Source organism: Nostoc foliaceum FACHB-393, from assembly GCF_014698505.1.
Taxonomy (GTDB): domain Bacteria; phylum Cyanobacteriota; class Cyanobacteriia; order Cyanobacteriales; family Nostocaceae; genus Nostoc; species Nostoc foliaceum_A.
This window is the reverse complement of record NZ_JACJTD010000011.1, coordinates 65936-88831: the sequence shown is the minus strand read 5'-3', so window position 1 is coordinate 88831 and position 22896 is coordinate 65936. Positions and strand designations below refer to the sequence as shown.

Annotated in this window: 17 protein-coding genes and 1 tRNA gene; 10 read left to right on the top strand and 8 right to left on the bottom strand. The window is 42.7% G+C overall.

The window, feature by feature from the left end; all coding sequences use genetic code 11:
• Positions 1-87 precede the first annotated feature (87 nt).
• Both H6G92_RS11840 and H6G92_RS11835 read right to left on the bottom strand, forming a co-directional pair.
• Positions 88-1503 carry a folate/biopterin family MFS transporter gene (locus H6G92_RS11840; protein WP_190893884.1) on the bottom strand — a complete coding sequence of 472 codons (1416 nt, stop codon included), beginning with the start codon at positions 1501-1503 and terminating at the stop codon, positions 88-90.
• Positions 1504-1894: 391 nt separating this feature from the next.
• Positions 1895-2641, bottom strand: a complete 747-nt coding sequence (locus H6G92_RS11835; protein ID WP_190893883.1) for an Npun_F0296 family exosortase-dependent surface protein — start codon at positions 2639-2641, stop codon at positions 1895-1897.
• Positions 2642-3122: 481 nt separating this feature from the next.
• On the opposite strand from H6G92_RS11835, the gene H6G92_RS11830 reads away from it, so the two are divergent.
• The 4 genes from H6G92_RS11830 to H6G92_RS11815 all read left to right on the top strand — a co-directional run bounded on the left by H6G92_RS11830 (position 3123) and on the right by H6G92_RS11815 (position 8742).
• Positions 3123-4415, top strand: a complete 1293-nt coding sequence (locus H6G92_RS11830) for an anhydro-N-acetylmuramic acid kinase (RefSeq protein ID WP_190893882.1) — start codon at positions 3123-3125, stop codon at positions 4413-4415.
• 87 nt (positions 4416-4502) lie between these two features.
• Positions 4503-4949, top strand: coding sequence for a hypothetical protein (locus tag H6G92_RS11825; RefSeq protein ID WP_190893881.1), 447 nt, complete (start codon positions 4503-4505; stop codon positions 4947-4949).
• A 215-nt stretch (positions 4950-5164) separates the two neighbouring features.
• Positions 5165-6178 carry a glycosyltransferase family 2 protein gene (locus H6G92_RS11820; protein WP_190893880.1) on the top strand — a complete coding sequence of 338 codons (1014 nt, stop codon included), beginning with the start codon at positions 5165-5167 and terminating at the stop codon, positions 6176-6178.
• Positions 6179-7188: 1010 nt separating this feature from the next.
• A complete protein-coding gene (locus H6G92_RS11815) occupies positions 7189-8742 on the top strand; it encodes a serine/threonine-protein kinase (protein ID WP_190893879.1) in 1554 nt (517 codons plus the stop codon).
• Positions 8743-9203: 461 nt separating this feature from the next.
• Here H6G92_RS11815 and H6G92_RS11810 read toward each other — a convergent pair whose 3' ends face one another.
• The 5 genes from H6G92_RS11810 to abc-f form a co-directional block, all read right to left on the bottom strand.
• A complete protein-coding gene (locus tag H6G92_RS11810; protein WP_041565841.1) occupies positions 9204-9401 on the bottom strand; it encodes an NblA/ycf18 family protein in 198 nt (65 codons plus the stop codon).
• A gap of 628 nt (positions 9402-10029) precedes the next feature.
• Positions 10030-10755, bottom strand: a complete 726-nt coding sequence (locus H6G92_RS11805) for a Stp1/IreP family PP2C-type Ser/Thr phosphatase (protein ID WP_190893878.1) — start codon at positions 10753-10755, stop codon at positions 10030-10032.
• 18 nt (positions 10756-10773) lie between these two features.
• Positions 10774-12459, bottom strand: coding sequence for an ABC1 kinase family protein (locus H6G92_RS11800; RefSeq protein WP_190893943.1), 1686 nt, complete (start codon positions 12457-12459; stop codon positions 10774-10776).
• Between the two features lie 165 nt (positions 12460-12624).
• Positions 12625-12951: a DUF6825 family protein gene (locus H6G92_RS11795; protein ID WP_190893877.1), complete on the bottom strand. Its 327-nt coding sequence runs from the start codon at positions 12949-12951 to the stop codon at positions 12625-12627.
• A 184-nt stretch (positions 12952-13135) separates the two neighbouring features.
• Entirely contained in the window at positions 13136-14737 is a 1602-nt protein-coding gene (abc-f, locus tag H6G92_RS11790) for a ribosomal protection-like ABC-F family protein (RefSeq protein ID WP_190893876.1), read from the bottom strand.
• Positions 14738-15261: 524 nt separating this feature from the next.
• Between abc-f and H6G92_RS11785 the strand changes: the two genes are divergently transcribed.
• Positions 15262-15963 carry a Uma2 family endonuclease gene (locus H6G92_RS11785; protein WP_190893875.1) on the top strand — a complete coding sequence of 234 codons (702 nt, stop codon included), beginning with the start codon at positions 15262-15264 and terminating at the stop codon, positions 15961-15963.
• Between the two features lie 23 nt (positions 15964-15986).
• On the opposite strand, the gene H6G92_RS11780 is transcribed toward H6G92_RS11785, so the two are convergent.
• The gene (locus H6G92_RS11780; RefSeq protein ID WP_190893874.1) at positions 15987-18773 is read right to left on the bottom strand and encodes a CBS domain-containing protein; all 2787 of its coding nucleotides are present in this window, start codon (positions 18771-18773) and stop codon (positions 15987-15989) included.
• A 150-nt stretch (positions 18774-18923) separates the two neighbouring features.
• Between H6G92_RS11780 and psbZ the strand changes: the two genes are divergently transcribed.
• The 5 genes from psbZ (at position 18924) to H6G92_RS11755 (ending at position 22834) form a co-directional block, all read left to right on the top strand.
• Complete coding sequence (gene psbZ, locus H6G92_RS11775; protein ID WP_185585168.1) at positions 18924-19112, top strand: photosystem II reaction center protein PsbZ; 189 nt, start codon at positions 18924-18926, stop codon at positions 19110-19112.
• Between the two features lie 189 nt (positions 19113-19301).
• Positions 19302-19880 (top strand): 6,7-dimethyl-8-ribityllumazine synthase, encoded by a 579-nt coding sequence (ribH, locus tag H6G92_RS11770; RefSeq protein ID WP_190893873.1) that lies wholly within the window; start codon positions 19302-19304, stop codon positions 19878-19880.
• Between the two features lie 127 nt (positions 19881-20007).
• Positions 20008-20079 (top strand) — tRNA-Gly (locus H6G92_RS11765).
• Positions 20080-21156: 1077 nt separating this feature from the next.
• On the top strand, positions 21157-21564 hold the full coding sequence (locus H6G92_RS11760; protein ID WP_094348002.1) for a hypothetical protein: 408 nt from the start codon (positions 21157-21159) through the stop codon (positions 21562-21564).
• A 4-nt stretch (positions 21565-21568) separates the two neighbouring features.
• Positions 21569-22834 carry a glutamate-5-semialdehyde dehydrogenase gene (locus H6G92_RS11755; RefSeq protein ID WP_190893872.1) on the top strand — a complete coding sequence of 422 codons (1266 nt, stop codon included), beginning with the start codon at positions 21569-21571 and terminating at the stop codon, positions 22832-22834.
• Positions 22835-22896 lie beyond the last annotated feature (62 nt).

Sequence of the window (22896 nt, the reverse complement as noted above, 5' to 3'; positions counted from 1 at the left end):
GCTAAAAATATTTTTGCAACTTTACTACCCTATTTACTACGCTGCCAAGGCAGCGCACTGCCTCGACTTAGCATAAGATTTATTACACTATTCCACTATTTCCGACTCTGGTTCTCTCAGTACCAACTCAGACATCAAATCTGGCAAAAATGCTTGTTCCCCATCTTTGGATGTATCAGTTTGTTCTTCAGCAGCAGGTAGCCAGTTGATAAATGGTAGGGGTAACAGCGTGCTGAGGTTAGTAATTACCACCAATAGCCAAAGTGACTCAAAGTTCGTTGCGGTGATACCTAGCCAATAGGTGATTAACGCCCCGAAAGCATGGGAAACTGTTGCTGCTGAATTAAACACCGACATTAACAAGGCAAATAATGTCGCTTCCACACCAGAGGGACAAAGCCTTGCAGCTAGAACCATCACTTGCATAAAAGCAATTTTCCCCATCACAGTGAGAATCAGGCTATCACCCAAACTAAACCAGTGGTCATCTATACCCAGTAGCCTGTTTGTGTGAGTCACTAACAACAGCATCGTCATCCCCAAAATTGACGAAAGGACGGTACTCCAAGCAAAAATCACGCGAAAAGGGATACTTTTGAGGAAACGTTGAAAAATCCAAACACCCGCTAAAGAAGCGAAACTTGTCACCAAGTGCACTCGCCCCAAAAATTCTGGTTCAAAGTGGAGTTCGTTGGTAGAGAAGTAGAAAAAGGCTGAGTCAGCATTTGGGGTAGCTTGCCAGATGAAGATAAACGCCGTTGGTAGCCAAATTCTTTTTTGGCTAATGGCTTGGCGTAGCTGCCCCAGTTGATGTTTGATTGGTAAAGAGTTGGACTGATTAATATCTTGAGCATCTTTGCTAACGGGGGACTCAGCAATTAACCAAGCTACCCCTGAGACGATGAGAGGAAATAAGGCAGTAATTCCAAAGACAGTACGGGTAGTAAAGTATTGCAGCAACAGACCGCTAAAGTATGCTGTTATTAAACCTCCGATCGCAGAAGCACTCCAACACAGCGATTGTAATGAACCGGCTTTTGCTTGCGATTCACCTCTAGCCCGTTCCACAACTAGCGAGTCAACTATCACATCACTCATGGCGACGGAGAGAGAACCAAGGGCGATCGCTAACGTAGCTGCCCAGCTAGTATGAACTATTGTGGCCAGACTTACCCAGGAAGCAGTTCCCAATATCCCAGATAAAATCAAGTAAGGACGCCGACGATAGCCAAATATAGGCAAGCCATCAGAGATAAAACCAAACACCGGCTTGATCATCCAAGGTAGGAAAACAATTCCCAATAGCGCCGATACCTCGACTGGACTCAGCAGTAGTTCATCTTTGAGGAAAAAGCTAACGGCTAGACGCGATAGCCCTAAAATTCCTTGGACAAAATAAACGGTGAGAATTGCAATTAACTCTGCATTGGGTTCATTACCCAAAAAGATTTTTTGTGTTAATGAATCTTTGACCTTGGACAAGCCAGATGATTGAAGCACCATTCGATAAATATTTTTTAAGTTTTATCTACTTTTCTATCATATCGATTCTGAGAAGGTGGGTTTTCTGTAAACTTTTTCCTTTTATTTCTTCTGTGAGTATTATTTAAGGCTTTTTTAACAACTTTTCTTTCTTCTAGCAAGACTGCCCTTAAGCTGCCTTGGATGTACTCTGACTTTGAAAGCTTGCTATGCGTTGTGTTGACTGTAGGAGAAGGGCGATCATAAATCGCAAAAAGATTAGGGAGAGCTTACCTAAGTAAGCTCTCCCTAATTTGTCTTTAATATTGAATTGTCATCGGAAGTTCTGAAATCCTTATACAGTCTGGGAGTATGTGTAGAGAAAATCAGGAAAATCTTACTGACCTAGGATTGATATATTTAATGAGTTTATCTAGACACTTTGCAACTTCTTGTTCTTGCGCTTGCGTAGAAACATACCACCTACAGCCAGCATACCTAAGGTAATACTAGGCTCAGGAACAGCTTTAGGGTCAAAACCTGTAAATCTGTCAGTTCCTAGATGGAAAGAATGGTTATCGCTTTCAAATCCACCACCACCAGCTTGGGTAATGACAATCTTGTTGAAAATATCATTGCTACTATCTGAGTAGAAGTGAAGGAAGCCATTTCCTTCACCACCATGCTGTGATGCATGAACTGGAGCAACTGGGTTCACATCCTCAGTTGTAAATGATTGGATCAGAGTATCGCCATTGTAGAATGAAAAAATGTTACTGGCACTGATAGCTCCCCAGTCAATACCAAAATAATTGAGGGAACTTTCAAGATTAATTGTGACTTTATCACCATTGAAAACTGCCAAATACTTACCATCATTGACCTCACCGTTTGCTCCGGCAGGTGCCCATACATCTGACCTTACACTGCTGTTTTGACCAGTTTCAAATGAGTACTTAGCGAAACCAGTGGTTGGTGCTTGACCATTATTGAAGTCAACAGTTGTCGTACCGGGAAGCTGAGTAAACTCAGAAAAAGCACCTTGGTTCGTTTCTCCATTGGGGCCTGCAATCCCTGTAGTCACCTGGAAGGAAATAGCCTGGGCAGAACCTGCATATATAAATGAGGAGATTGCAGATAAAGATAGAGCAGCGATGCAAGCAATTTTTTTAAGAGACATAATTTTGAGATTCTGTATTTTTATTTGTTGATAAATTCGTTGTGCGACTTGAATTCATTATGTAATGGCTTGCAGGAGAAACAACAGGATGAAATTACTGGATTTGTCTTTGCCGATAAATCCATATATTGGGTAAATATTTGGCTCTTTTCTCGATGCTAAATAAGTATTTTTACTTCTCGAAAAAGTGGATGGAGTATTTGTTCTTTATCTGAAGATAAAAAAGTTGCAAAGCTTGACCATATATCAAGAATTTGTATCTTTGGATATTGTCCTTACTAAGGATTAATAAAGTTAACAGATAACCCTGCCTGCCTGATAAATAGAAATAGATTCGTGGTGATTGTTATTGGTTTTGAGATTCTTCCCTTGCTCTACCTACATCATTTTTCTCCACTCAACTATGCCACCTGAGTTTTTTTGACATGGGTAGTAACATGAATTAAACTACCTCTTGCAATCAACAAAAGAATCTTTGTCAATGCATCCGACTGAAGAACCTGCCGTCCCTACTCGCGTTATCGGTTTAATTAGTGGCACATCCGTAGATGGCATAGACGCTGCGTTGGTAGAGATTTCCGGTACAGAATTGGATCTCAAAATTGAGTTGCTCACCGGGGCAACGTATCCCTATCCAGCCGGACTCAGAGAAAAAATATTGGCAATTGGTGCAGGCGTTGCCATATCAATGCCAGAATTGGCAGAAATAGATGATGCGATCGCTCAAGTCTTTGCCCAAGCAGCCCAAAATATTCAAATTGGTCATCAGCCAGCTACTATCATTGGCTCTCATGGTCAGACGGTTTATCATCGACCACCTGCGGATAGGGGAATAGGGAAAAAAACTACTCCTGACTCCCCACTTCCTAGTACAGACGCGATTAATCGCGTCTCTGCCCACTTCCCACTAGGTTACAGTCTGCAATTAGGGCGCGGTGAATTAATTGCCCATCTTACGGGCATTACAACTGTGAGCAACTTCCGCGTTGCTGATATCGCTATTGGTGGTCATGGTGCGCCTCTCGTGCCGAGAGTAGATGCCTATTTACTCAGTCACCCTCAAGAGGGCCGTTGTATTCAAAACATTGGTGGTATTGGTAATGTCGCTTATATTCCGCCTCGTTATGGCAACTGGCTCTCAAAAATTCGTGCTTGGGATACTGGCCCAGGAAATAGTCTATTGGATCTGGCGGTAGAGCATTTAAGCGCTGGTACTAAAACTTACGATGAAGATGGCAATTGGGCAGCGAGTGGTACTCCTTGTCATCCATTGGTAGAACAATGGCTTAACCAAAACTATTTTCATCTACCGCCACCCAAATCTACAGGTCGAGAGTTATTTGGTGTGACTTACATACATCAGTGTTTAAAAGATGCCCAAGCATACCAACTCAATGCTGCCGACATACTGGCAACTCTCACAGAACTTACAGCGGCTTCAATTGTTCATAGTTACCGCACTTTTTTGCCGGAAATGCCACAGCGGGTACTATTATGTGGCGGTGGTAGTCGCAATCTCTATTTGAAACAAAGATTACAGTTGTTGTTGGCATCAATACCAGTTTCGACTACAGATGAAGTCGGTTTGAGTGCAGATTTTAAAGAAGCGATCGCCTTTGCAGTTTTAGCCTACTGGCGACATTTGGGTATTCCTGGCAACCTACCTACTGCTACAGGAGCACCTCAAGAAGTGCTTTTGGGAGAAATTCACCAAGGTCAGGACTCAGTACTGAGTAGGGAGTGGGAGAGTAAGGGAAGAATTCCTAACTTCTAACTTCTAACTCCTAACTCAGCACTCACGACTCGGCACTGCTATAACTGTAGTCTTGGCGGCACTCGATCAAGACAGGGAATATAGAAGGTGGCTCATACTTTTTTATTGGAACCAGGACGCTGGGCAATGCAAGGAAATTGGCTAGAACGAAATGGTATGCCAATCAGCGTCAAGGGTATGACCTTGGTAGCTTGGAATCGAGATAACTGGTTCACTATGGCTACAAAGCTGATATTCCCAGGTAGCGATCGCTCAGAAATCTCTCTGCAATACAAGGGGCGGCTGCATGAAGGAGAGCGCCAGTATACTTTTTTACTGCAACATAATATTTTGGGGCAAGTTGAAGGTGAAGGCTGGATTGGTTTAGATACTATTGTGCAACGTTACTGGGTAATAGGCGATCGTCAGCGTCGTAGTGGCTTTGAAACCCTGCATCGGATTTCGGAAGATACATACTACCTCAGTAGTGGCATCTTGGCTGGTCATTTTTTAACTAACACAATGGAAGCTAGCCTAGAACGTCAGTCAACCTAAAGACAGCGCAGTCAACTGTGTTTCTGCCGATCAAACAACTCTGACAACGCACTGGTTTCCTGATGTCCAATGTCTTATGCCTGACCTTAATGAGTGATCATTTATTCTTACTTACCTACTGAGTTGTATACTAAAAAAGAAATTATCAAATTATTATCAGACTTTTAGTAACTTTTAGTATTTTTACCGAACCGTGTAGTCTGGAGTCCATTTTCATGAATCCTAAAGTATCTGTCATTATCCCTGCTTACAATACTGAAGCTTATATTGCGAAGGCAATAGAGTCAGCATTAGAACAAACGCTCACAGATATTGAAGTTATCATAGTCGATGATGGTTCAACTGATAAAACTGTAGAAGTAGCTAAAATTTTTACAGACCAACGTCTCAAAGTAATAGTTAATCAACAAAACCTTGGGGCTGCGGCTGCGCGTAATTGTGCTCTTAGAGCAGCACAAGGGGAATGGATTGCTGTACTTGATTCAGATGATTGGTATGCTCCCGAAAGATTGTCCAAGCTTGTGTCATTGGCAAATGAAATAAATGCAGACATGATTGCTGACGATCTTTATTTAATCAAGGATGGTGAAACATCTCCTTGGAGTACATTGATTCAAGAAAGTGAAGAACATATAGATAAAATTCTCCAAATAGATATCGTTTATTTTGTGGAAACTGATATCTATGGACAACCAGGGTTGCATCTTGGTTTAAGCAAGCCTCTATTCAAACGAGAATTTCTGGTTAAGCATGGCATCGAGTACGATGAAGCCATCAGGATGGGACAAGATTTTTGGCTTGATATGAAATGCTTAATCAAAGGAGCTCGCTTTTTCATTGAACCAAAACCCTATTATTTCTACCGTTCACGCCCTGGTTCTCTTGTATATCAAAGCCCATTACCACGTCTAGATCAATACTTGAGAGCTACTAATTCTTTCATGCAACAAGAGGATGTGCAAAAAAATCCAGCTTTAATGCGTGCCCTGTCTTATAATCTTGCAGTCTATAAAAAAAATCTAGCTTACTTTAAAGTTGTAGTCCCTATCAAACAAGGAAAATGGTTAACAGCATTAACAGAAATGACGAAAAACCCGTACTTTTTTTATGGTTTTACTTCTAGATTTAAGAATATTATCGAACGTCGAATTCAATACTATGTGATGGGTAATAAATCAGTTTTTGACATTTCTTATAACCTACAGAAAAAACGAAAAACTACCAATTAGTACTATCACAGTTTTATCAATAAATAATACATCCTTACGTAGTAAGAATCAGCCCGAAGCTTAAAAAGCTGTTCAAGCAATAAGTATCTGTCATGCTCCCTACTTACAAAACAAAGGTAGACAACAGTCTTACTGGGGACACGAGGAAACTACTAATCAAGCAAAACTTTAGTGGTGGGTCATTACCCACTAAGACTAAAAGTTATAAATACTAAGCTAAAGCATTATTTACGAAGTATGAGGGCTTGCACAGGGCAAACGCATCTAAATTACTCTTGATCACAAGGAAGGTTAAGAACCAACGAAAAAATCAGGATTTCGCCTTTGATTATTTTTTAAGCCCCAAAGCGATGCCTGCGGCAGGCGACGCCAACGCCTCAAATTTTCGCAACAAGCAAAAGTTAATGACATCATGTTTAAGTTTATTATCAATAGACTTTGTTTATTGACATGATGCGGCTGCCCTGAGGGCTTGCAGCTTATAGAATCATGTCCAGAACAGCTTTGTTTTGGCTCCTCAGGCTTTATTGATATTTAAAACTCCGCACTCATTACACAGTTCTTAGAACTCTGTTGTGAGTGTGATGCTACCTAATTAAGGTTTTTGGCAGATCCTAGAGTTATCTATTTAGTCAAAATTGGGCAAACTAAAATTACACCACAATGAAAGTAGCAAAATGGTACAAAGCGTCATTATAAATCTACCCGTTCTGCTTGTTTGATCTGACATGTTGCATCAGTTCTTTTCACCGTCTCGGTTGCAAACTGCCAGAGAATGGTTTCAATCTTCTAAAAGAGGACTGAAAAAAGCCAGTACAGCACTGCGTAAATATACCAACGATTGTAAATCGCCAAAAAGCCCAGCCTCTAAGCTTTTTAGCTTTTATCTTCTATTTGTGCCTTGCGGTACGAGCCTAGAAAGTCATTTCTGGGCGCAATAATTCAGATATCAGTTTGAATGCACCTTATCTCCCAAACATTTACAACCTGCTTTTGGATTCAAATTCTCTATGTCAGACCCCAATATTGGTCGCTTACTCAGCAAACGCTACCAACTCCAGGAGTTAATCGGTACTGGAGCAATGGGTCGAGTTTATCGTGCTAAAGATACTTTGTTGGGAGGTGTACCTGTTGCGGTTAAGTTTCTCGCTCTATCAATCCAAAATGAAAAGATGCGATTGCAAGACCGCTTTGAGCGAGAAGCAAAAACCTGTGCTTTACTAGGGCAAAAAAGCATCCACATTGTCCGAGTCATGGACTATGGCGTAGATGACAATAACACCCCGTTCTACGTCATGGAATACCTACAAGGACAAAGCCTGAACAATATTATTCGTAAGCAACGACTGCCTTTACCAAGATTCCTGAGTATGGCGCGTCAACTCAGCCTGGGGTTACAGTGTGCTCATGATGGCATCCCAGTTGAGGGTAATATTTGCCCAATTATCCATCGTGATGTCAAGCCAAGTAATATGCTGGTGATTCAAGACCCCAGTTTCGGAGAATTGGTCAAGGTTCTAGATTTTGGTATTGCTAAGTTATTACAGTCAGATGGCGACCATACAAAATTCTATTTGGGGACATTGGCTTATTCTTCTCCTGAACAGATGGAGGGTAAAGAATTAGACAACCGTGCTGATATTTATAGTTTGGGTGTCATGATGTTTGAGATGCTCACAGGCAAAATGCCACTGGTGGCACCAACTCACTCTTTTGGAGCATGGTATAAAACACATCACTATCAAAAACCACGTTCTTTTGCTGAGGTTGCGCCCGGATTAGAGCTACCAAAAGAAATCGAAAATTTGGTGATGAGTTGTCTAGCTAAAGTAGCACGCGATCGCCCCCAAAGTATCACTGAAATTCTCAGAGTTTTAGCATCTCTAGAAAAGCCTGAGCATTCACGCAAAACTAAGCAAGACAGCCATGCCCTAGTTCCTACTACTACAGCGAGTACTGAGCTTGAACAAAAGACAAAAGCCGATTTGCGGGCATCCTGGTCAAACGATGAAATCGCTCGTGCCATTTCCTGGCCCCAAAATAAACCAGTTGCCGATATTGTGTTTCCCCAGCCCATTAATAGTAATGGGGAGCTTTTCCCAGCTCTGTGGGTAATGCTACCGCAAGAGGAAATTCAAAAGCGCTTACTCTGTACCCGTTATAACCAATTTCTTTTTATCTCTATTCCCCATCCTATGCTGCTATGGATTACTGTCATCTACAACCGCAAACATGGCGCTAAATGGTTACCTTACTACCTTGATCTCAAAACCAGTCTTGGTCAAGAAATTGCCCGGTTACTACAGCACACAGGTTGCTACCGCCTTTTATTCTTTGCCCGAGAAACACCAAATTGCTGTACCCATATCTCACTTTCCAGCGTCGCTTCTGCCCAGCGCCAACGACTGCAAGAGTGGGTCGCAATGAGCAACACATTGATATCCTCTGCCGATCCGCAAATTAGTAAAAGCTTACTCAAAAGCGAGTACGAAAAGATTAAGCCTCAAATTCTCGCAAAACTGGAAAGTATTGATACAGATTCTCCATACGATCTTTCCAGCTAAGAATAATTTCTTAATATTACATGTTTTAGATGTAACTAAGGGGCGATCGCTTAAAGAATGTAAACTTTTATAAACAAAATATATATAAAGATGTAAGTTCTAGTTATATGTATAAAGAGTGAAAACACTAGCTGCCAAATCATGGCTATCTAAATTCTCTCCCAATCTTCCTATGTACATATTCTGGGAGATTGAAAATTTACGCAGGTTAATTCTCACACTAGACGAACGAAAAGCAAGTCTGGCTAAAGTAAACAGTAAATTTGTCCTACAGAATTCAAGTAAGTCTAGACTCTAGCAGATGTATCGTCAAAAATTTTAGTTGTTGGTTTTTTGAATTGAATTTTTGCCCAACCATTGTAAAATTGGTTATCGAAGTTGACGCCCCGACATCCCCAGCTCTTTTCCTCCTTGGAACCAAGCAAGAGAAGGAGGTCGCCCACTGCGACAGTAGAACGACTCTATGCCATAGTGGAACCGGAATCTAAGCCCCACTGGTGCTTAAGAAGCTCTTGATAAGTGGCCTCGCGCACGACCATTTGCTCATAGAGCTTTACCAAAAAGTCTTTAGCTTGATCATGGCTCATATTTTGCACTTGAGTAGCAAATGAGCAGATGCTGAATTGCTGTTCCAAGGATAGTTTCATTGGTTGGTTCATAATTAACTCCGAAAAAACAACGCGTAAAGGTGATATGGGTCACAGAAGTCCAAATGGGATAAGAATTGGACTTGTAACTGTCCAACATTTGTTCCTCCGTATTAAGAAAGATAACAAGTGTTTGACAGATTGCCCACATCCTAAGTGTGGACTTTTTCTGCTCTGACATCTTGCACCTAAGCCTACTGATATACCACCCAAGTCAGTTGAGCCATATTCAAGAAAATAGGCTGCCCTAGACCTCAGATAAGGTATAACTACCTCCCTGCCTCCTTCCTGATTTGCAGAACCTCCTTTGAGGAGAAGCTCAGGTGTTATCCTTAACTGTCGATAGTTTTTCCTAAACAGAAAAACTAAGATGTTTCATCCCCAAGTATGCAGGAAACTTTGGAGGGATAGGAATTTTGAGGAGGTTGGGGAATGAATGGTAATAAGCGTGAATTATAGTCGCTTTACCTTATTAAGTGCAAGATGTCAATTTACTAATTTATGCTAAATTCAGCCTCCTTAGGTCACTTTGGAGGCTAAAAATATTTGTATCAAATTGTAAAAAGGAAAAATGCTCACGCTGAACAAATTGCTGAGTATATCTACCGGATTTGACTAATCACCAATGAGCAATGAATTTTTAATCGAGTGAGACGATGACAACTGTGATGTTATCGTGTCCTCCGTGCTCCTTAGCAGCCTCAACTAGAGAGATGGCAGCTTTATCAAGCCAAGGAGTGTTTTGGAGGCAGCTAGCAATCTTCTGTTCGACAAGTTCTTCTGTGAGACCATCACTACATAACAGCAAACGATCGCCAGCTTTTACATCTAGTGGTTGCACATCAATTTGATGCAAATCTTCACGCCCCAAACAGCGCGATAATACATGACGAAAAGGATGTAATCGTGCTTCATCTAAGGTGATGTCACCGATTTTGATTGCTCGTGCTACCCAAGTGTGGTCTTCCGTTACCTGTTCTAATTGTGACGCTCGGAAGCGATATAGCCGCGAATCGCCAACATGAGCGCACCAGGGCGATTCTGGGGAGCGAAAAATTACCGCTACAACCGTTGTACCCATGTCAGCGCGTTCGGGATGATTTTGCTGATCGTGTAAAATCGCTTCATTCGCACCCCACAAAGCTTGCTCTAGCAATTCTTGGGAAGATTTTGAAGATTCCCAATTTGCCAGCAAATACGCCTGAATTTCTCCAGTGGCAATGCGACTTGCTTCCTCACCTCCCGCATGACCACCCATACCATCGGCAACAACGAAAAACCGCCCCTCTGGGTCGATATAGTAAGCATCCTGATTATTAGAACGAATAAGTCCCGGATCGCTAAAACCCGTGAAATTAAGTTTCATAAATTATTTCTGCAACAATTAATACATACGATCGTAACGGTCAAGGCGTAAAAGTAGTCTGATCAGGATCACTGAAAGCACTGCTGCAATTAAACCAGGCACTAGTGCCCACCATACAGACTTACTAACCACTAAGATCGTAGCTGAAAGTGTGAAACCACTGATTAACAGAGCATAACTTATTGAGAGCTGAATACTGCTCTGCCGCCGCAACAGGCGTTCAGTTTCGATAGACCGAACACGCAGGCGCATGTCTCCCCGTTCTAGCTTTTCTAGGGTATCCTCTAACCTACGTGGTAGACCAAACGCGGTACTACTTACCTGAGCTGCTTGACGACTTAATTCGTTAATAAAGCTATTCCCCTCAGAACCATTCATATCGGTCATAAGCTGCATTGCATATGGTTTGGCAACTTCCATAAAGTTAAACTCTGGATCTAAACCTTTGCCTACCCCCTCTAGGGTAGAAAAAGCTCGCATCACAAAAGTGAAGGTTGCTGGAAATCTAAATGGCTGATTATAAGCTATTTCATAAAGGTCGTCACTGATTGCTGCCACGGATTGGTTTTCAAAAGGCTTATCCATGAAATGATCCAGCATGTACTGGACGGAGCGCCGCACTGGGCCCATATCATCCGTTGGGGCGATCGCGCCTAAATCGATCAGAGACTGCACAACGCGATCGCCATCTTTTTGAGCAATGCCAAACAGTGTTTGCATCAGTCCTTCGCGGACGTTGGACTTAATCCGCCCCATCATACCGAAATCGTAGAATATCAAAGCACCACTTGCACTAATGGCAATATTGCCTGGGTGAGGATCGGCGTGGAAAAAGCCACTATTGAGCAACTGTAGTAAGTAAGCTTGAGCGCCTTGACGAGCGATCGCTTTTCGATCCAAACCTGCTGCTTCTAAAGCTTCGTATTGGCTAATTTTAATTCCAGGGAGATATTCTAAAGTCAGTACTCGGGACGTGGCGTAACGCCAGTATATTCTTGGGACGTTCACCCAATCGTAGCCGCGAAAGTTCCGGCGAAAAGTATCAGCGTTACGACCTTCATTGAGATAATCAATTTCTTCCCAGAGAATGCGACAACACTCTTCATAAATACCCAACCAATCTCGCCCCCTTCCCCATTTAGGATGGTTTTGAAAATAGCGGGTAATTCCCTTGAGAATCTGTAAATCTATTTCAAATAATTTTTTTAGTCCAGGACGTTGCACCTTGACAACAACCGATTCCCCAGTATGCAGCACAGCTTTGTGTACTTGCCCCAAGCTAGCAGCAGCTAAGGGAATAGGTTCAAAATTATGGAATAGCTCAGGAATTTTCTTGCCTAGTTCTTTCTCAATGGTCGCTTCTACTTGCTCATAGCTAAATGCCGGTACTTTGTCTTGTAACTTGGCTAATTCTTCTACATATTCAATAGGAAATATATCAGCACGGGTAGAAAACAGTTGCCCAACTTTGATAAAGGTTGGCCCTAAATCCAGCAGGGTATTACGAATCCAGACCGCTTGGGTTTTGCGTCTTGCAGCTTGCTTTGCCTCAGTCACGCCACCCGGATAACTCCAAGATTTGTTGTATAGCCAAAGTTTGAACAATAAGGTCAAGACAAAAGACCAAATGTCCACAAAACGCCGTCTGCTAGAGTAGTTTTCCCGATTCCAACGGTATGCCTTATCTGAATAACCTTGTTCCATATGCTGTGTGTACCGTTGGTTTGCAACCGAATCACTTGGAAGAAAAGACACTCTGATTCCTAAACTGTTTTTGATAAAGTGCCATTTGTTTTTTGTCCTTTGTCATTTGTGGATAATTTTTGGTCTAATAACTCATGACCAATGACCAATGACTAATGACTAAATTTATGCAGAAGTTCTGCGGTAATGTTGCAATTCTGTTCGTAACAGCGCAATTTCTGCTCGCAATTCATCAATATCTGCTTGCAAGTCGCCTGAATCAGAACTAGCTTTTCCACTACTTGTAGTAGCTTGACCAGCATTAGCTGCTTCTGCTGCCCGATTTGCCCGCTCTACGACTTCTTCTGTAAACTGGCGCAACTGCTCTCTAGCTTCTGCATCAAATTTGCCCAGATCACTCAAAGCATCGGTCAAAGCGACCTCTAAACGCTCATTAACTACTTCAGCTACTGCTCTGCCTACGAAAAAGGCTTGCACAAGGGGGTTACTCATAAATTTTTGTTACGTTGATCCGCAAGAGAATTATAACTTGCCTGTATGCTTTACGGCTTCTGCTGAGGAGTTAGAGATTTACGTGACGCAATGTGCGACTTCAGCCCTAACGAATAGAATTAGCTGAGTTTACGGGCACACAAACGAGGGCTACACCGACCTGGGATCAAATATTATCGTGACATTATAGTAAATCTCGATAATATTGCTCTGGTCTACTGGGTAAATAGGTGGTCATTTGCAAGGCTTGCTCTTTCAATTTGAAACTTTGAGTAATATTAATCCGGCTGAGGAAATCTAAATCGTGGGAAATTACCCAAAGCGCTCCTTGATAGTCATTGATACCTATTACCATTTGTTCAACAGTTTCAATATCCAGGTTATTAGTTGGCTCATCGAGAATCAGCAGATCGATTTCTGAGATACTGATCATAGCGATCGCTAACCTTGCCAATTCACCTCCACTCAGTACAGAGGCGTTTTCGTGAACGTCATCATATTTAAAGAGAAAATGTCCCAGTTGTTGACGTAAAAGCTGATAACTGAGATTAGGATTAACAGCTTGCATATTTTCCAAAAGTGTGTATCGGCGATTTACCAATTCGTAGGTTTGATCAAGATATACAGCTTTTATTGTTGGTGCTAGCAAAACCTCACCTGAGTCCAAAACTGCTGTTTGGTTTTCCATTCCCAGAATAGCCTTTACCAGGCTCGATTTACCAGAACCGTTTGCGCCGATAATGGCTATGCGATCGCCAGATGATACATGCAGTTGAATATTTTGAATCAATAGCCGTTCTGATATCCTAAGATTTGCACCCTGGATATTAATTAGATTTCTGCGCTTTTGATTTTTTTCTTCTAGCTGAATACTCGTTACTTTGTTAGTTTTGGCCTTCGTCTCTGCAACCTTTTGATTCGCCTTTGCTACTGCTGCTTCATGTTTCTTTTTCGCAGTTCCGGTAGAAACCTCAGCTTTAGTTTTAATCAGCCCTGCTGCCATTCTATCAATACTGCCATTAAGAAACTTGGCGCGACCGTTACGGCTAGATTGGGCTGCGCGTTGCTGTTCTTGCATAGCTGTGGCTTGGGTACGTTTGAGTTCCTTTGTGGCGGCTTCGTGCGATCGCAATGCTGCTTCTAACTCGATTTCTTTCTGTTCTCGATACTGAGAAAAATTGCCTCCATATACCTTTATTCCAACAGGGGTAAGTTCCCAGGTAACTTGTGTTACTTGGTCTAAGAAAAAAGGTTTGTGCGAGACAATCACAAACGCGCCAGTGAAATTTTGGAGAAACTGCCTTAAACTTTCTAACGCTTGCAAATCCATGTGGTTAGTTGGCTCATCCAGTAACAGCAAATTTGGTTCTTGAGCTAAACCGATCGCTAGAAATAGTTTTGTGAGTTCTCCTCCACTCAAGTTAGTAACTGGTAGAGACAAATCAAGATTTGTATCAAATTGTGTTTGCAATATTTCCTCGATTTTCCACCATTCATCAGAAGTGGAAATCAAAAAATTAAGTACTGTATCTGTTGTTATTTCTTGCCTAATAGTGCTGATTTGTGGCAAATAATAGACAACACCATTACTCCAAACAGAACCAATACTGGGGCTAATTTGACCTGCAATTATCTTGAGTAGGGTTGATTTTCCTACACCGTTGCGACCGACTAAAGCAATGCGATCGCCTGCTTCGATACTCACCTGGATTTTTTGAAACAAAGTTCTATCTAAGCTGAGTTCGTAGGCTAAATTATCAGCTAATAATATTGATTTTTTCTGCATTTTTCTCAAACCTCAATTCGCAAACTTACACCCGCGTGTTCACAACAATTACGGGTAGATTAGACACAAAAAACTTAGCCGCAGACACTTGCCAAGCGGTTCAATGTAGATACGAGTGATGACAATATTTTTAGTACATGACTATGTGAAGTAACCCTGTCAAACTAGTTGCGTTTATTCTTCGTTGACATTTGTTGCTTTGGCGCAACAGGTGTTTGGTACTACTTCATTTGTGCTATCTCGTTGGAGTTGTGATGAGGTTTGATATTGACTACAGTCTAGCATGAAGGAATTTCGGAAGGGTAGCGTTCGCGTAGCGTACCGTAGGTAATCGCTTTTTTCTTCTCTGTGCCCTCTGTGCCTCTGTGGTTAATAAAAATTTTTCACCACAGAGGCACAGAGAACACAAAGGCAAGAGTTACAGGAGGAATCTTGATACAGATATCCTGCACCTATAACTAAGCGATCGCTAACTACAACACTGCTAAAATAAATCCATAGCTACTTGATGCCGTATCCATTCTATGACCATAGCTCAAGAATTAGATTCTCAAGAAGGCATCTGTCAAGATGTTATATTTCCCCCTGGTGATTTATATAGTGATGAGCCTCCCTTGGAAAGCGAACTGCATCTACGGCAAATAATCCTATTTTTGCAATGTCTGGAATGGCTGTGGCGAGACAGAAATGATTTTTATGCGGCGGGAAACTTGACTGTTTACTACAGTCCGCACCAACGAAAATCAGAATTCTTTCGGGGACCAGACTTTTTTGTAGTGTTGGGAACTGAACGCAAAAACCGAAAAAGTTGGGTAGTCTGGGAAGAAGATGGCAAATATCCCAATGTAATTGTAGAAATTCTGTCTGACTCAACAGCTAATACTGATAAAGGTTTAAAAAAAGAAATTTATCAAGATACTTTCCGTACACCCGATTATTTTTGGTTCGACCCTTACACACAAGAATTTGCGGGATTTCATTTAGTAGATGGAGAATATCAACCTTTACAAGCAAGTGAACAAGGATATTTGTGGAGTCATCAGCTAGGGTTATACTTGGGAGTTTATGAAGGTTTATTGCGGTTTTTTACACGAGATGGTCAACTAGTACCAACACCTGAAGAAACGGCAGAACAGGCAGAACAAAAGGTAGAACAAGCAGAACAAAAGGCAGAACGTTTGGCGGCAAAACTGCGCGAGTTGAATATCGATCCAGATATAATTTAGATTACTGCGATCGCTTCACTAATTCATTTAGGATAGTGTTGTGCTAAAAACTCTTCAGCTTCAGTCCTATCTTTAATCACTCCATCTAAGGTAGCAGCAACTACATCATCTAATATTTGCCGATACTGCGGCCCTGGTTTGTAACCCAGTTTCTTTAAATCATTGCCATTTAATAGTGGCTGCACATTAGTCCAAAAAGTTAAATATTTCCAAATTTGATGTCTAATCTCTCGCGGACTTTGCAAAGCAATTAAAATCAGCATTGGTAAGTCGTACTGTCGCAACAACTGCACTACTTGACTGGGGCTTTGACACTTAGGCAAAGATTCCATCACCTCAGTTTGGGCAGAAGCAAAGTTTTGCAAGCGTTTAATGCTATCCTCTTGCAGTTGCAGATTTTTTGCTACTTTCGCTCGATATTGTGGTGCTAGATGGGCGATTAACGCTTCTAAACGCATTTCCCAATCGATGAGAGTTTGTTCAGCATCAAATCGCCGCAAGCAGCGTTCTAGCAAACGTAGTTTTCGCAGGAGTTCTGCGTCTAGCTTGAGGGTAGGATGGATACATTGCAATGCCCCTAAATTATCGAGTAACTGCAAAGCCGATTTCCAGTAAGGGGCTTCTAGAATGTGTTTTAATTCTGTTTTTAGTCGAGTTTGCAGGGCTGGAGTTTTGCTATTCTCTTGAGCAGTGCGATCGTAAACGCCACTGTTGATGGCATAGCGGATAAACTCTTCAGTTTGCGGTTCAATTTGAAATCCAAAGCGCACGGCAAAGCGCACGCCACGATAAATCCGGGTGGGATCTTCGATAAAGCTGTTGGGGTGTAAAACCCGAATTTGCTTGGCTTGTAAATCTAGTAATCCGCCAAAAAAATCGAGTAATTCACCAGCACGGGGAGTAGTGAGGCGCAAGGCGAGGGCGTTGATGGTAAAATCTCGCCGATACAAGTCTTGACGAATAGAACTAGCCTCAACTTCTGGATTCGCCGCCGGGTAGGGATAAAATTCTGTTCTAGCGGTGGCAATATCTACCCATAAAGAATCTAATTCTGGGTCTTTATGCCACAACAAAGCAGCAGTTTGAAAAGCTCCGTGGATTTCTAAGCGGGCAACAGGATAAAGTTGCTGGAGTGCCTTTGCTAGTTCTACACCAGCACCAACATCTGCTGATTTGTGAAAGCCATCAACCACAAGGTCAATATCTTTAATCATCAAAGTGCCCGATGCTGCTTTAGCTAATAGCAAATCCCGCACTGCACCCCCGACAAGATAAAGATGCCAACCCCGCTTTTCTGCCTCTTGCGATGCTATGGTGAGCAATTGCCACAGTTGCGGAGCAAGGCGATTTTGCAACTCAGTGCTGAGAGGAATTTTGAATTTTGTTAGCGCAGCATAAGCCTTTGGCATGGCTTCTCTACGAGAGGCTGCGCCAACGCTTAGAGGGAGTCCGTGAGCGTCATTTTGAATTTTGAATTTTTGCTCTCTTCCTCCGTCTTCATCCCTTTCCTGATGTAATTCCCGCAAGACATCAGTGCGAGTGACCAGACCAACTAACTGCTCATTCTCCAATACTGGTAAGCGTCCGATATCGTATGTCACCATCAGCGCTTCAATTTGTGGCAGTGTCGTATCTGGCGCAATCGTTTTGAGATTCGTGGTCATATAGCCTTTGACTGGCGCATGACTAAATCCGTGGTGCAAGGCTATATCAATATCCCGCCGCGAAATAATACCTACTAATTGCCCTTGAGCATCGACTACAGATAAACCAGAGTGTCCATAGCGCAACAAAATGCGCTGGGCTTCACTAATAGTAGTTTCAGGCAGAATTGTGCGAACAGGAGATGACATCAAGTCCCTAGCGGTAAGGGGATGGGGAATTTGTGCTTTTACCCCGTCAAGTAGTTGTTTTAATATTGCCTGTGAATCAACTCCCCTTAAGTTGAGCGATGCGGCTTGTGAATGACCTCCGCCACCTAGAAGTTGGAATAATAGGTTAAGATTCGTTTTGGGAATTTGCGATCGCCCAATTACAGTTAACCGTGAATCTTCTTCACCTAAAGGATACTCATTAGCCAACAGTAGGGCATCAATTTCGGTTAACTCCACAAGTTCCGAAGCCAGACTCGATAGCCCCGGTACAAAACCATCTGTTTTCAGAGTTACCCAAGCAACCGTATATCCATGTAGACAGAGATATTCTAAATTTTCCAGTGCCTCAGTTAATAGCTGCTGCAATTGCGGAGATAATCCGGGGTCACGGTATGTGGAAATTACTGTTAAACTAGCACCTTGTTGCATCAACCAAGCTAAAGCTAGGGCATCCCGTGGTGTGGACTGGTCAAAAGTCAAAGAGCCAGTGTCAACGTGGATACCCAAAGCCATGACAGTTGCTTCGGCAGGAGTCAAGGAAATTTCCTGCTGTTGCAATTGCTCCACGATTAAAGTTGTCGTGGCTCCTACGGAAGAAATATATGATTCCGTGGCAGGAATATCTGATTCTTGTCCTAAGTGATGGTCATAAACTATAATCTCTCTTACATAGGGTAAATCTAACCACTCAGCAGCTTTACCCAAGCGATCGCGCCGTTGCGTATCCACCACAGTCAGAGAACGAATTTTTTCTGGATTCACCGAACGGCGTTCAATCAGCGGATATTCATCCCGATGCAATGCTAAAAAATCCCGTACAGGAGGGTGAGAACCGCCAGTCAGCACAATCTTACTTCCCGGTAGTAGGCGCGTTAACCCTACCGCTGCTCCTAGTGCGTCAAAATCTGCTGTTGTGTGGCAAAGAATTAAATCCATAGTTACGAGTCATTAGCCATTGGTACTTAGACAAAGGACAAATGACTAAAATGTTGCAATTTCTGCTAGCTTAAAAATAATAAGAAAGTGTCAGTGTCGCCCTTTAGGATATTCTATCCTTAGTATTTCGCTGTATTGGGAGAAGCAAAAATGACCATAATATTCCAATTTGCCTTGATAGGTCTAGTCCTATTGTCTTTTGTCCTGGTTGTTGGCGTCCCCGTTGCTTACGCCACTCCCCAAAATTGGGTTGAATCTAAAAAACTGCTCTGGGTTGGTTCCGCCGCTTGGATTGCTTTGGTGTTTTTAGTTGGTTTGTTAAACTTTTTTGTCGTGTAAGCGACGGCTTCGCTCTGGCGCAGGCACATAATATAAGAACTAGAGGGGCAGAAAAGCCAAGGTCAAAAACCAAAGGAAAAAAGGAGAAATTTTTTCCGATTTTCTTTTTTCTGACCGTGCTTTCCTGCTCCTCTACATTTTAATAAGAAATGTATATTGGCCAGAAGTATAGTTGATTAAGAGGCAGTCATGGCAGTTTTCGAGGGAACTTTTACCCAAACGGAGCCTTTACGGTTTGCAGTAGTGATTGGTCGATTCAATGACCTAGTTACCGGAAAGCTGCTAGAGGGATGTCAAGATTGCTTGAAACGCCACGGTGTAGATCCTAACCCCCAAGGTGATCAGGTGGACTATGTTTGGGTTCCGGGAAGTTTTGAGGTACCTTTAGTAGCTCGCCAACTAGCACTTTCCCATCGTTATGATGCTGTAATTTGTCTAGGTGCAGTCATTCGAGGACAAACACCCCATTTTGATTATGTATCCGCTGAAGTTTCTAAAGGCATTGCTGCCGCTAGCTTTCAAACAGGAGTACCAGTAATTTTTGGTATTTTGACAGTAGACACTATGCAGCAAGCCTTAGAACGGGCAGGCATAAAAGGTAATCATGGCTGGGATTATGCCCTGAATGCCCTAGAAATGGCAAGCCTGATGCGGCAACTGCGTTCTAACCTTGCAGAGCCATATTCTCGTAATAGCCAGTCTTTGCCAGCCTCTTTTCAAAGTGCCAGCATAGGTAATTTAACTGCGGAGTCAGAAGAACTAGGCTAGAGCGTCATTAGTCATTTGTCCTTTGTTATTCACTAATGACCAATGACTAATGACTAATGACCAATAACTAAATTAAGGGGTTGACAATCAGGGATGAATCTGCAATATTGATATATGGCAATTGATTGCGGGTATAGCTCAGTGGTAGAGCGTCACCTTGCCAAGGTGAATGTCGCGCGTTCGAATCGCGTTACCCGCTTCCGACTAAAACCTCTTGGACTTGATCACTCCAAGGGGTTTAGTATTTTTAGGGTGCGTTGAAGTGTTCGACGATTCACACTACACTCTTGTGAATCGCTCCCTATGTGGACAGATTGAGCAAACAAATCGTCTACTGTCTCAATTTGAATATCGCCCACTCAAATCACGTTACCCACATGCTAAGAAATATAAAACCCAGCTTTAGACTGGTGTAGATATACATTAGCTTGGCTACAATCTGTATAGGTGTAATCAATTCGTTTTGTGTAGGGTGTATTACACTGGACTAAAAGTGGCTAGTTAAATAGTAGTGTAGTCAGGTGCAAAGCGTCTTGTAGCAGTGAAGTTAGCCACAATCTATTTGGAGAAAGAGTCACACACTCTGGATATTTTGGTAATTCCCGCTCTTGAAACGCTTGTGAAATGCAAGGAATAGAGATTAGACGTAATCCCGATCTAACCTTGACCACCGAAGAAGCGGAGGGGCGCTTTGCTCTTAGCTGGGGGAGCAAGCCCTGTCCCAGAGCCGTGGAGCGAGGCGGAACATGGGTATGAAGCCCCGCCATAAAGGGCGCTCTTGCTGGGGCGGAGTAGTCGCTTCCGTCTCAGTTTTCCCCCTTGCCCACTGCCCCCTGCTCCCCTGCCTCTTTTGACTGGATAGTAATATACAGTGACCCAAAGGAAAATTAGCGGGTTTGTTAGTGTCTGTTGTTTATGAGCGTAGCCTTCCCAAACGATTTGTTTTAGGAGTGGTCGCCCCGTAGGCTTAAAATTGTACCAGGTGTGTCAGCACAATAAATGCCCAAAAACGCAACCACATTACCTTTAAGGCGACAAATGAAGAGAAGGAAATTCTTAAATAAGATTGCCAGCTACGAGCAAAGATTACAAACAGATAACCTCGTACTGATATGCCAATTAGGATATTTAGAGTCGGTTGTATCTAGTGTTTGCAATCATGGCGATGTTTGCATCGCTTGTCCATCTTTATAAAGAGATAAGCCTTATCAGGCATTTACTAAGGGATCATATTCTCGTTGTTCGTGTAAAACACGCTCAAGTTATTAGAACGCTTGTGCAATCTCAAAAACCCGAAAAAATAGACTTTAATACCGAATACCCCTGTCCCTGTCGTCGCCGGGGTCAGTTAATTCCGATTACGCTGACAGAAGCATTTGGTTGCGATCGCTGTCAGCAAATCTTTGTAGTAGAAGATAATGGTCATGTCCTAGAACAGCTTTCTACCACCTATCCCTACAAGCGGGCTTGGCGTTGGATGGGAAATAGTTGGCATGTTGTCCATCCCCGCTTGGGAGAAAGCTATCTGCCTATAGCACTTGGCATTATTTTCGTGCTAGTGATTATATGGCTGCCATTAGCGCTGCGATTGGCAAATGGTTCCAGCATTATTGCTTGGGCAATGGTGGCGGTGCTATTGGCTATTCTGCCAGCGCTAATGGTCTGGCTTACCTACAGACGTTAACTCAATGACTGTTGAAGTTTTGGATGACCACCCCGAACCGATTACTAGTGCCCAACGAGCCTATCATGCTTCCCTAAAATTGGGGATCACAAAGGGAGCAGACCGAAGTCGTGCAGTACTGGCAATGGCACAAGCCCTTGAGCGCTCATTTGACGACATTCTAGAAGCCAATACCTTGGATTTAGAAGCCAGTCGAGAAATGGCAGTGCCAGAGTTGATATTGGACTGGCTGAAGCTGACTCCCACAAGGCTAGAGATGACCGTGGACATTTTACAACGGTTAGGGGAATTATCAGATCCGCTGCGGCGCGTCAGAACCGCTGATTATCAACTGGAAGATTCCCAAAGTTATACCCAGTTAATGCCTTTGGGAGTGATTGGATTTATTTATGAGGCGTTCCCGGATTTAGGGGCGATCGCAGCGGGTTTTTGTATCAAAACTGGCAATAGTATTATTCTCAAAGGCAGTACTGAAGCTAGTCATTCTAACGCGGTCATCGCTGAGATCCTGCAAAGTGCGATCGCAGAAGTTGGTCTAGCTCCAGGCTGTCTAGAACTGATCACAGCAGAACATGGTGCTTCGATTCGGGATTTAGTCACCCAAGACCAGTATGTGAATCTAGTGATTCCCTACGGACGTTCTAGCTTAGTACAGCAGGTAGTACGACATTCAACTTGCCCAGTATTAAAGTCAGCAATGGGTAACTGTTATCTCTACTGGTCGCTCAATAGCAGCCTAGAAATGGTGCGCTGGATGATTTTTAATAGCCATCAGAGCGAACCAGACCAAGTTAATGCCATTGAAAAAGTACTCATTCACCGCCAAGCATTGCCATCATCTTTAGCAGTTCTGTGGAACAGCTTGATGGAAAAAGGCTTTGAAATTAAAGGGGATGCAGAACTAGTAGAAGCCTTTCCCCAGTTGCAGCTGGTGAAGGAAGGCGAATGGGGAAACCCTTATTTAACTAGGACAGTGGCTTTTAAACTGGTGGATAGCTTAGAGGGTGCGATCGCCTGGATTAATGAACACAGCAGTGGTCATGCTGACTCTATCGTTACTGAATCCTATCAGGAAAGTCGGCAGTTTGCCTTAGGAGTTAACAGTGCTTCTACCTACATCAACACTTCCCCGCGTTTTTCCCGCAACCCCTCGCGGGGAGATTCAGTATTTCTTGGCATGTCTAACCAAAAAGGTCATCGTCGGGGATTTATCAGCCTGGAAACTTTGACCACCGTCAAGCACATTGTTCAGGGGAATGGCAGATTTTAAATAATTCGTAATTCGTAATGACGCTCCTACGTCGCTACCGCTGCGCTAACGTAATTCGTAAT

Excerpts from the sequence above, each read along its gene's own strand:
- H6G92_RS11840 (WP_190893884.1), bottom strand. The coding sequence starts at position 1,503 with ATGGTGCTTCAATCATCTGGCTTGTCCAAGGTCAAAGATTCATTAACA.
- H6G92_RS11835 (WP_190893883.1), bottom strand. The coding sequence starts at position 2,641 with ATGTCTCTTAAAAAAATTGCTTGCATCGCTGCTCTATCTTTATCTGCA.
- H6G92_RS11830 (WP_190893882.1), top strand. The coding sequence starts at position 3,123 with ATGCATCCGACTGAAGAACCTGCCGTCCCTACTCGCGTTATCGGTTTA.
- H6G92_RS11820 (WP_190893880.1), top strand. The coding sequence starts at position 5,165 with ATGAATCCTAAAGTATCTGTCATTATCCCTGCTTACAATACTGAAGCT.
- H6G92_RS11815 (WP_190893879.1), top strand. The coding sequence starts at position 7,189 with ATGTCAGACCCCAATATTGGTCGCTTACTCAGCAAACGCTACCAACTC.
- H6G92_RS11810 (WP_041565841.1), bottom strand. The coding sequence starts at position 9,401 with ATGAACCAACCAATGAAACTATCCTTGGAACAGCAATTCAGCATCTGC.
- H6G92_RS11805 (WP_190893878.1), bottom strand. The coding sequence starts at position 10,755 with ATGAAACTTAATTTCACGGGTTTTAGCGATCCGGGACTTATTCGTTCT.
- H6G92_RS11800 (WP_190893943.1), bottom strand. The coding sequence starts at position 12,459 with ATGGAACAAGGTTATTCAGATAAGGCATACCGTTGGAATCGGGAAAAC.
- H6G92_RS11795 (WP_190893877.1), bottom strand. The coding sequence starts at position 12,951 with ATGAGTAACCCCCTTGTGCAAGCCTTTTTCGTAGGCAGAGCAGTAGCT.
- abc-f (WP_190893876.1), bottom strand. The coding sequence starts at position 14,737 with ATGCAGAAAAAATCAATATTATTAGCTGATAATTTAGCCTACGAACTC.
- H6G92_RS11785 (WP_190893875.1), top strand. The coding sequence starts at position 15,262 with ATGACCATAGCTCAAGAATTAGATTCTCAAGAAGGCATCTGTCAAGAT.
- H6G92_RS11780 (WP_190893874.1), bottom strand. The coding sequence starts at position 18,773 with ATGGATTTAATTCTTTGCCACACAACAGCAGATTTTGACGCACTAGGA.
- psbZ (WP_185585168.1), top strand. The coding sequence starts at position 18,924 with ATGACCATAATATTCCAATTTGCCTTGATAGGTCTAGTCCTATTGTCT.
- ribH (WP_190893873.1), top strand. The coding sequence starts at position 19,302 with ATGGCAGTTTTCGAGGGAACTTTTACCCAAACGGAGCCTTTACGGTTT.
- H6G92_RS11755 (WP_190893872.1), top strand. The coding sequence starts at position 21,569 with ATGACTGTTGAAGTTTTGGATGACCACCCCGAACCGATTACTAGTGCC.